This window comes from Desulfosarcina sp. (genome assembly GCF_033791525.1).
GTDB lineage: Bacteria > Desulfobacterota > Desulfobacteria > Desulfobacterales > Desulfosarcinaceae > Desulfosarcina.
The window spans coordinates 37940-46013 of record NZ_JASJGN010000153.1 but is presented as its reverse complement, the minus strand read 5'-3'; the positions used below and the strand labels follow the sequence as shown (position 1 = coordinate 46013).

Annotated in this window: 10 protein-coding genes; 3 read left to right on the top strand and 7 right to left on the bottom strand. The window is 46.1% G+C overall.

The features are described 5' to 3' along the window. The first annotated feature begins 571 nt into the window (after positions 1–571). Positions 572–772: a cold-shock protein gene (locus tag QNK41_RS07430; RefSeq protein ID WP_319255310.1), complete on the top strand. Its 201-nt coding sequence runs from the start codon at positions 572–574 to the stop codon at positions 770–772. A gap of 80 nt (positions 773–852) precedes the next feature. Here the strand turns inward: QNK41_RS07430 and QNK41_RS07425 are convergent, their stop codons facing one another. The 4 genes from QNK41_RS07425 to QNK41_RS07410 form a co-directional block, all read right to left on the bottom strand. Continuing rightward, complete coding sequence (locus QNK41_RS07425; protein WP_319255308.1) at positions 853–1686, bottom strand: hypothetical protein; 834 nt, start codon at positions 1684–1686, stop codon at positions 853–855. Between the two features lie 36 nt (positions 1687–1722). Beyond that, positions 1723–2196, bottom strand: coding sequence for a hypothetical protein (locus tag QNK41_RS07420; protein ID WP_319255306.1), 474 nt, complete (start codon positions 2194–2196; stop codon positions 1723–1725). A gap of 260 nt (positions 2197–2456) precedes the next feature. Further along, on the bottom strand, positions 2457–3146 hold the full coding sequence (locus tag QNK41_RS07415; protein WP_319255304.1) for a DUF6946 family protein: 690 nt from the start codon (positions 3144–3146) through the stop codon (positions 2457–2459). Beyond that, a complete protein-coding gene (locus tag QNK41_RS07410) occupies positions 3104–3391 on the bottom strand; it encodes an integration host factor subunit alpha (RefSeq protein ID WP_319255302.1) in 288 nt (95 codons plus the stop codon). Before QNK41_RS07410 ends, QNK41_RS07415 begins: the two co-directional genes overlap by 43 nt. 355 nt (positions 3392–3746) lie before the next feature. On the opposite strand from QNK41_RS07410, the gene QNK41_RS07405 reads away from it, so the two are divergent. Next, positions 3747–4286: a DUF2889 domain-containing protein gene (locus QNK41_RS07405; RefSeq protein WP_319255300.1), complete on the top strand. Its 540-nt coding sequence runs from the start codon at positions 3747–3749 to the stop codon at positions 4284–4286. A gap of 6 nt (positions 4287–4292) precedes the next feature. On the opposite strand, the gene QNK41_RS07400 is transcribed toward QNK41_RS07405, so the two are convergent. Together QNK41_RS07400 and QNK41_RS07395 are read right to left on the bottom strand one after the other, a co-directional pair. Further along, positions 4293–4562, bottom strand: a complete 270-nt coding sequence (locus QNK41_RS07400; protein ID WP_319255298.1) for a hypothetical protein — start codon at positions 4560–4562, stop codon at positions 4293–4295. Between the two features lie 33 nt (positions 4563–4595). Next, positions 4596–5135: a hypothetical protein gene (locus QNK41_RS07395; RefSeq protein ID WP_319255296.1), complete on the bottom strand. Its 540-nt coding sequence runs from the start codon at positions 5133–5135 to the stop codon at positions 4596–4598. 262 nt (positions 5136–5397) lie between these two features. Here QNK41_RS07395 and QNK41_RS07390 point away from each other — a divergent pair, with 262 nt between their 5' ends. Then, a complete protein-coding gene (locus QNK41_RS07390; protein ID WP_319255294.1) occupies positions 5398–5532 on the top strand; it encodes a hypothetical protein in 135 nt (44 codons plus the stop codon). 1211 nt (positions 5533–6743) lie between these two features. On the opposite strand, the gene QNK41_RS07385 is transcribed toward QNK41_RS07390, so the two are convergent. Continuing rightward, on the bottom strand, positions 6744–7925 hold the full coding sequence (locus QNK41_RS07385; protein WP_319255292.1) for an ABC transporter substrate-binding protein: 1182 nt from the start codon (positions 7923–7925) through the stop codon (positions 6744–6746). Positions 7926–8074: the final 149 nt, after the last annotated feature.

Here is an 8074-nt window from a genome sequence, read left to right as displayed (position 1 = left end):
TGCCATCGAAGATGAAGCCATGAAAATCGTCACTGAAAATATGTCTGAGAAAGTCCGAAGTGGACTGACTGTGATCATTTCAATGGCCAGATATCGGGTTGATATTAGAGAGTAACCACTACCCCAAACAATTTTCTAAAGTCCAAACAAAACCTGCCGATCTCTATCGATGGGCACGCGCCACAGCACAGATCTCTCAACCCGCATTGCCTTGAGTCGTGCCCGTCCATTTTTAGCCATGACCCCACATTATTTTTTCCATGGATAAGTATCTCACTTATATTGGCACAGAGGGACTCGGGCATCATTGCTCGCAGAATGGTAGAACCGTTTTCGACATCGTTCACCTAACCGTAAGGTTTTGATCGGTTAAACCCATTTTCCGATTATTAATTAAAATAACAAATATTTAGGTTGCTATCTTTTTGAATATGCTTATTTTGTCTTAATTCAATTGAGTCCTGCGTGTAATCGGTGGGGCGGTTTCTTTCTGTAGGAACAATCCATTTGCCAAAGTGGCACCCTCCAGTTTGCGACGTTGAAAATTATTAATAATTAGGAGGATGTTATCATGGCTAATGGGACTGTTAAGTGGTTTAACGACTCAAAAGGATTCGGGTTCATTGAGCAGGAAGATGGAGCAGATGTGTTTGTTCATCATTCAGCAATCAATGCTACCGGTTTTAAATCACTCAATGACGGCGACCAAGTTTCCTTTGACATTGGAGAAGGACCAAAAGGTCCTTCCGCTACTAATGTCACTGTAATTTAATCTTAAGTTCTGAATAAATTGGGCATCCCTTCCGACATTGAGGGGATGCCTTTTTTTTGCTGAATATATTCGAGACCGGACTAATACACAATCAACCCGTCCACCAGTTCAAAACACTCAGCCGGCACTATCGCGATAGTAGCCGTCAATCCCATCTGCCAGCCCCGATACCGATCATCCAGATCCAAAGCCACTGCACCGGGCAGAGAGCTAAACTTTCGGGTGAAGTCGCACTCATTTGGATTCCCATCTAACATCTGACCGATTGACCACATCTTTGTCGAAGGCCGTTCCCGTGTGATGTATTCCCGGATCGACAGATGTTTATTCGGGACCTGGTCTTCCCATTCCAGCTTTTTCAACGTGTGAAGGCTTCCCACGATTACCAGTATTTTGGCCGATAGATTCCTATTCAACACTATCAACAATGACCGTGCCATCCATTCATCACGGGAAACAGTTCCTTTGTACATCGAACTGGGTAGATCGATGGCCACCGGAATTGGTCCACCGGATTTTCGAAGCACTTGGAATAGGCGTCGGTACTCTGGGCTATCGATTTGAGTGTGGAGCTTGATGTCATCCAGACCTTGTCCAGTCTTCATGAAGACATCTATCTTTTCTTGCTGGTCAGACGGTATCTCAAGGCCTATATGGGACACACCCCAACCTTTAAGGGATGGGGTAAGGTCAGCTATAAAACTGAGAATCTCAGGCTTCTTGTGCGTTGTTCCCAGAAATACGATGTCGTTTTGCTGGAGTTTGGAATGGAGGTAGTCAGCGGGCGGGAACAATTCACTGGTGGCGGCGACGGAAAGTGCCGGTAAAAAAAGCATGAAGGCTATGCAAAGGAGTTTCATCAAACATGAAAATATCATAACAACCTGTTTTATGGAGTTTCTGCTTTTGCGCATCTATTTTTTGATTCCACAAAAATATGGTCGATTAAGTCACTGAAGCTTTTGTAATATTCCGCGATATATGTTCCATAGGTATTTATGTTTCTCACTGCCTTGTTTAATGTAAAGAGAATTTACAGTACTAATCAAAACCCAATCGCCTTCACGAAATACGATTATAGCAAGGTAGCCTTCGGATACAGTCATTAGACCTCTATCTCCAAGATCTTTAATTTTCTTCAGTTCAAAATTTGGTGGTATCTCCTTGTGGAAATAATCCCGAAGAATCTTCTGGCTTTCGATAACACCGATTTGGAGATATGGAATGCCGCCTGGCTTATTGCTCCATTGGCAACCACGTTCTTGCCCGGTCGGGAAAAGCTTTTTCGGGTAAATTGCTGCTAACTGTTCGTCGCTAACCTGTTCGCAGACATTGAGATTTATTCCTTCCGCATAGCATTGCGTGAAAACACCTAATAAAAAGAGAACAATAAATATTGCACCACTGCGGTTTACCAACTTCAAGATCTCCTCCATTTTGAATTATAAGGATTTCCACATTTCATAAGCAGGTAGTCATTATTCAGATAATCCTAAATGCGTCGTCACCGTATACGCCATATGTTCGTCCAACTCCGTTCCAGATAGCCACTCAATGTAATCCCTTGACACCTCACTGAATAGCTCGCAGACGACAGGGCCACCTTCGGGTTTGAAGGCGATCTGGCAGAGGCGGTCGTCGGGACCATTGCCGGTGGTTTCTGTGTCGAGGAAGATGAACATGTCTACCCTTTGATCCAGGACAAATAAAGATGGATGCCTTCAATTTTTCCGGCAGAATGGACTTGATCCATGCTTGTATAGATCCCAAACAAATCGGCGAAAGCAGCATAGTCTTCAAACCAATTGTATGTTGGGCTAAATGAATGCACGAGCATGGCGGCCGTTAAAGCCTTGAACCGTTTCGCTTCCATTATTGCAGAAGCGGTTCGATGCAAGAGCTGGTATCGGACATCCTGAACTTGGTCCGGGTCCAGCCCCAGAGTCCTGCACAGAAAACCTAATCTTTTAACCTTCCCCGGTGATGGATCAGCATACCAGTCTCTGACAAGCGGTCCAAAAGGTTCGTTGACTTTACCTTCAATCATGATGCTTACAAGGCCATACCGGTTCCTTGCAAGGCAGAATATGTCATTCTGTGAAGCCGTAACGCCTCCGGGGAGGCTAACCTTGTATTCCGGGATCGCCAAGAGCAACTCAACATCTTCAAGGGCCGGAACCGACTCCAAGGCCTCCTTAATTTCGCTGGGGAAACCCTTTGCTTCCTCCCAACGGTGAGCCAATGCATATGCAGAGTATCCCGCCTCCCAATGCAGATCAGGATCTGCCAGCAGGTGCTTCCAGTCATCCGGGCCTTTGGTTGGAATGAGTATCATGGTTTGCCGTTGACCCTTTCCCTGAGTTTTCCAGAACATTTGAACGTCACCACCCGCCTTGCGGGCAGGATAGCATCCTCCCCAGTAGCTGGATTCCGGCCTTTCCGTTCCCTCTTTTCCTTCACACAGAATTTTCCGAACCCTGACACCAAGACATCATCACCGGATGCCAGGGTGGACTTGATAATCTTAAGCAGGGATTCAGTAATCTCTGAAGATTGAATTTTTGGAAAGCCGAGGCCATTGCAGACCTGTTCTACGATGTCATGCTTCGTCAGGGCCATACATAAACTCCGTAAATGTGTTAGAGGAAATGAAAGGCAGGAACAGAAACACGTTCGCAAAGATTCCTATTCTTGTCAAGGGTTTGGTGTCTCTTGACAATCTGAGTGCTGAGGGATATTGCTCAATTGTACCATCGTTCTGAATAAATCATCCCGCGTTTTTAAAGATACTCCATCAGCGTCGAATTCCAAAAAATTTCGAGGGGAGGTAAAAGTATGCCCAAAGACTCCAATATCAGTTGGGGATGGTTGAAGTTTATGTATTGGTAAACCATCGTTGGGGCAGGTGGTTGCGGATTGGGATAATTACAATCCCGGACACTAGTATGGCCAACGGGGAGAAAGCGAAAGCTGCATGATAAAAACAGGACAAATAATCCACAACCGCAAGATTGATATCACCACATACGAAGGAGCCTCCGATTCTGTGATTGTCGAGGGTATTCTTTATGACGAACGCTTGGTTGAAACATTTCGTCCAACCGGGGATAAGCATCCCCCCGGCACCGTTCACCACATGATCATACGCCTGGAGATCAAGGGGTCGAAACTGATTGTCGAGGACATTGATGTTGAAATGCCGACGATTCCGTATGAAGCGTGCCTTGAAACCCTCGATACACTCAATCAGTTGAAAGGGATGCCTATCGTTGCCGGCTTCACAGCCAAGGTAAAGAGGCTGATAGGCGGCAGGAAGGGATGCTGCCATTTGTTGTCTTTGTTGACTGCAATGGCACCTGCAGCTGTCCAGGGGGCTTGGAGTGCTGTGATACGGGAACCAGTTGCGCAAGAAACATATCTGGCAATGGCCTTCGGGCGGGTGAAAAACACCTGCTGGGTCTGGCGTGAAGATGGGCCATTGATCAAGGAATGGAGGGAAAAAGCAAATAATTGAATGCTATTATCCATAAATAGTGAGGTGACCTATGAATCTCAGAGCAAAAAGAAAGGCCAAGCTATCTGAATTCACAATGAAAGAGTAGGGGATTAACGGTGGTTTCATGGCCATTTCGTCATCCTCGCCGAGTTGATCTTTGATACAGGTATCAAAAGCGTATTGAAGATAGGGAACCTTATCTTCTTCTATGTTGGCGATGATGGCCTTTTCCTTCAGGGGTATGTCAGCCAGGATTTCTTGGACGATCTGGTTTATGTTGGATGGGTTGATCATAATTTTTCCGCCGGCCGAAAAATCTTTCCTTGGCTATGGCTTATCGATATTTGGAACCTGCATCATGAGGTGATCATAGAATTTGTTTCTGACCTTTTCAATGCGGAGTGCCTCCTGAAAATCAACCGTGCACTTGTCCTTTTGTAGGTGTCTTTCTGGCTCAACCTGCAAAACGTATGAATTCGGGTATCTTTCCCAGAACCACTCAGCACAGCCGTATTGAACATAGTGGGGATCGATATCAGAGAACTGTTTAAGCCAGCGTAGGAATTTTCGACCAGAATGGCTATACTCCAAACATATCGTGATGTAGGCGATTCTGTATTCAACGGAGTGGATTTTACCTGGCGACGGCAGTGGTTGAATATTGTTTGGATCTTCCTGACCAGGATAAAGAAAGTGGCCAAAGCAGCATTGGATGGTGAAACAGAAAGGAAATTCGCACAGATCGTCGATTAGGCCGGCTATCGGGGCATCCAGTTCATCGATGTCCAGTTCATATAGGCATTGCCTCCTTCGATCTTGGTAGCTGGGATCGACGACCATAGACCTGAATTCGGTGAATGTTTCCATGCCGTAACCCTCTATTGATCAAGCAGGCATATGGCGGTTGATCACCCTTTCCGCCGGCCAGAAAATTAGGATTCTGATGCCATTACCAATTTATTATGGCATTCCCGCCCAAACTACAAGGCATCCCCAACACGTTAGTAGCTTTCACCTACCACCATTCAGCCAACCGGCTCACATTGCCCAAATCCTTTAATGCTGTAAATTGTTGTCAGGAAACAGATTTTAAACCGACAAACAGTCAATAGCTAAATGAGGTGACAAAATGGCCGATAAAAAAACTCAGGATTACTTCGACGACAATACCGAAGGACACGTTGATACTCGCGAAGCCAATTTCAAATGTAAAAACCCTGACAAGAACCTGGGATGTGATCTCGGCATCGATGTGATGGGATAGTTGAAATGAAACGTCTAAAAAAAGCCATATTGTTGCCGGTAAGGAGTTTTGCTTATCGCTGGAACCGATTGAAACTGTATTATTGGGCTGAGCAAGAGTTGCTCGAAATGCGAAACGTTCATGTTATGCCGACTTTCTACTACCGATGGTTATTTCATTTTTCCATGCGAATTGTTCATGTTGATAGGTTCCGGCGATTTGCAGACAAGGTTATCCATACCATTCCCTATAATATTCGTTTTCATGTGGCTTGATTTAGCAAACCAGTACGGCAGAGTTTCGAAAAAATAGGTATCAAGAACAAAACCCGCTGATATGGCGGTACACGGCAGAGCCTCTAACGGGGCTCTTTCTTTTTAATGACCCGGATTTAAAAGGTACCGGGCCACCAATTAGGCAGTCCGGTAAGGAAGAAAGATCTTTAACGACTGGGCTCCCTGGTCCCATGGCGAGGCCATCAGAGTACCCGTCTTATGGTCGAACAATAACCCCCAAACCTTTTTTAAGGGCGGAGAGAATGGTAGTGAGGATTGAAGTAGGGTAGGGTACTAATTGTGATTTTCGACTGGTACAAAATTGGTACACTCCAATCGTTTTTTATTTCACTCATTTCGTTAATTTCATATCGAGTAATTGGGTTGGAAGCGTTGTGGCTCGGGTAAAGCCTTGACTGTTTTGTGATTACCCCAATGTTGCATAAAAATATCTGAAAAGTTAGCTAAACTATTGGAAACATATTTGATATAGTCAAGTTGCTATCATTTTCTGGATGTCACGAATGGTGAAGTCCAAGAATGTCACAGTTTTTCTCATTTTTTTTACCTTTCAGGAACGCTGGAGGACTTCAGGACCCGTGTTGTCAAGGGATCGCGGTAGCCGATTACAGCTTCACCCTTGACGCCTTGTCTCTGAAGCCCTCCAGCTTTTGCAACGTTGGGGTTAACATTCTTGAAGGTCTCTGATTCTTTGGCGAATCTGCAAAAAATGGTTCAGTAGCAGGAGGCTCCTGGAAATTGTGCTAATGAGCGGGACAGGTCAGAGCTTGAGAAAGCGCATTCGGCCAAATCGAATCGAAAATGTTCCAATGGACAAATTAAGCACGGTATTGCGCAGGATCAAACTCATCCGCGAACGCTTTTGACTTTTTGAAACCGTGGTCAACGACAAGGCTGTATTCCACATGGGACGTTCCATGTGACTCCGAGTGATTTTCATTTGGATGGTACCGAATACGTCGATGTTGCCAAAACCGGCGGCCAGATGGTTTCGAAATTTCCATTCTTAATTTGAAAAACTTGAGTCGCAGAGGCATTCTGACGCTTGAATGGTCCGTAATCTTTAAATTCGACGCTTCCAAATGGCGTTTCTATTTTCGTATCGTTCAATGCGGCGCGGATATCATCGGAGGCCAGGGACCGGGACCGGTTGAGTGCGTCCGCACTAACCAGAAGGGCTGAATATGCCTCTGCGGCGTGATAATCAGGCTGAATCGAATACTGCTTCACATATCTGTCATAGAAATCCTTTGCCATGGCAAATTTGGCCGCTGGAGACCATAGGGTGGCGGTTACCATATTTTCCGACGCGTTGCCGGTCTTCCGGCAAAAACTGGCGTGGGTGAATCCGCCTGCACCGCCGCACAACAGGGATTGGATCTTCATTTCCCTTGCCTTACGGACCAGCATGACCGCATCGTCAAGGTATGACACCATGAAGATGGCATCCGGTTGATCCTCCTGTATGGGGCTTAAGACCTTTTGGAGATATTCCGGCGTCGCGCCTTTTTTGAAATAGGGATGAACACCCTTTATCTCGATTTCATTGGCCCGGCAGAAATCCATCATCTGCCTTGCACCACCGGTACCGTAGGGACTGTTTTCATAAACGATCGACATGGATGTCGGTTTAACCTGGTCAAGCAAAAATTCCTCCAACCCTTTGGTGTATTCGCTGGCAGGCGGATTCAAACGATAGATGTTTTCAAGGTTGTGTCGGGTGATTCGATCATCGGCAGCCGTCGCCACCAAAAAGGGTTTGTCCAACCGGTCTGCCGCATAGGCCATCTGAAGGGTGTTGCTGCTCGAATAGCCGCCGACCATCATGACGACCTTTTTCTCCTCGACCAGCGATTTGACTGCCTGTTCCCCAGTCTTGGGTTCTCCCTGATCGTCGGAAAAGATCAATTGCAACGGTTGCCCCTTTATGCCGCCCGCATTGTTGATCTCCTCCAGAGCCATTTCAAATGCGTTTTTCATCATCTTTGCATAGGCAAAGTCCTCACGGTGAACGATGCCGACAACAACGGGTTCTGCCGCGCCCGCGGCAAAGTCGAACACTAAAACAGAAACGGCGGCAACGCATGCGGCGGTGATCTTTTTAAAAACACTGTTCATGGCTATCCCTCCTTTTTCCAAAAAAGTTAGCTGGGGGAATCGTCGGTTGACCGTTGTGATGTGAGAGAGGTGGCGTCAAACTGGAGGATGAGGTTGAATGCGAGACGGACTCACAATTCTGATGCTATCGATGTGCTGTCGAGCGTCGG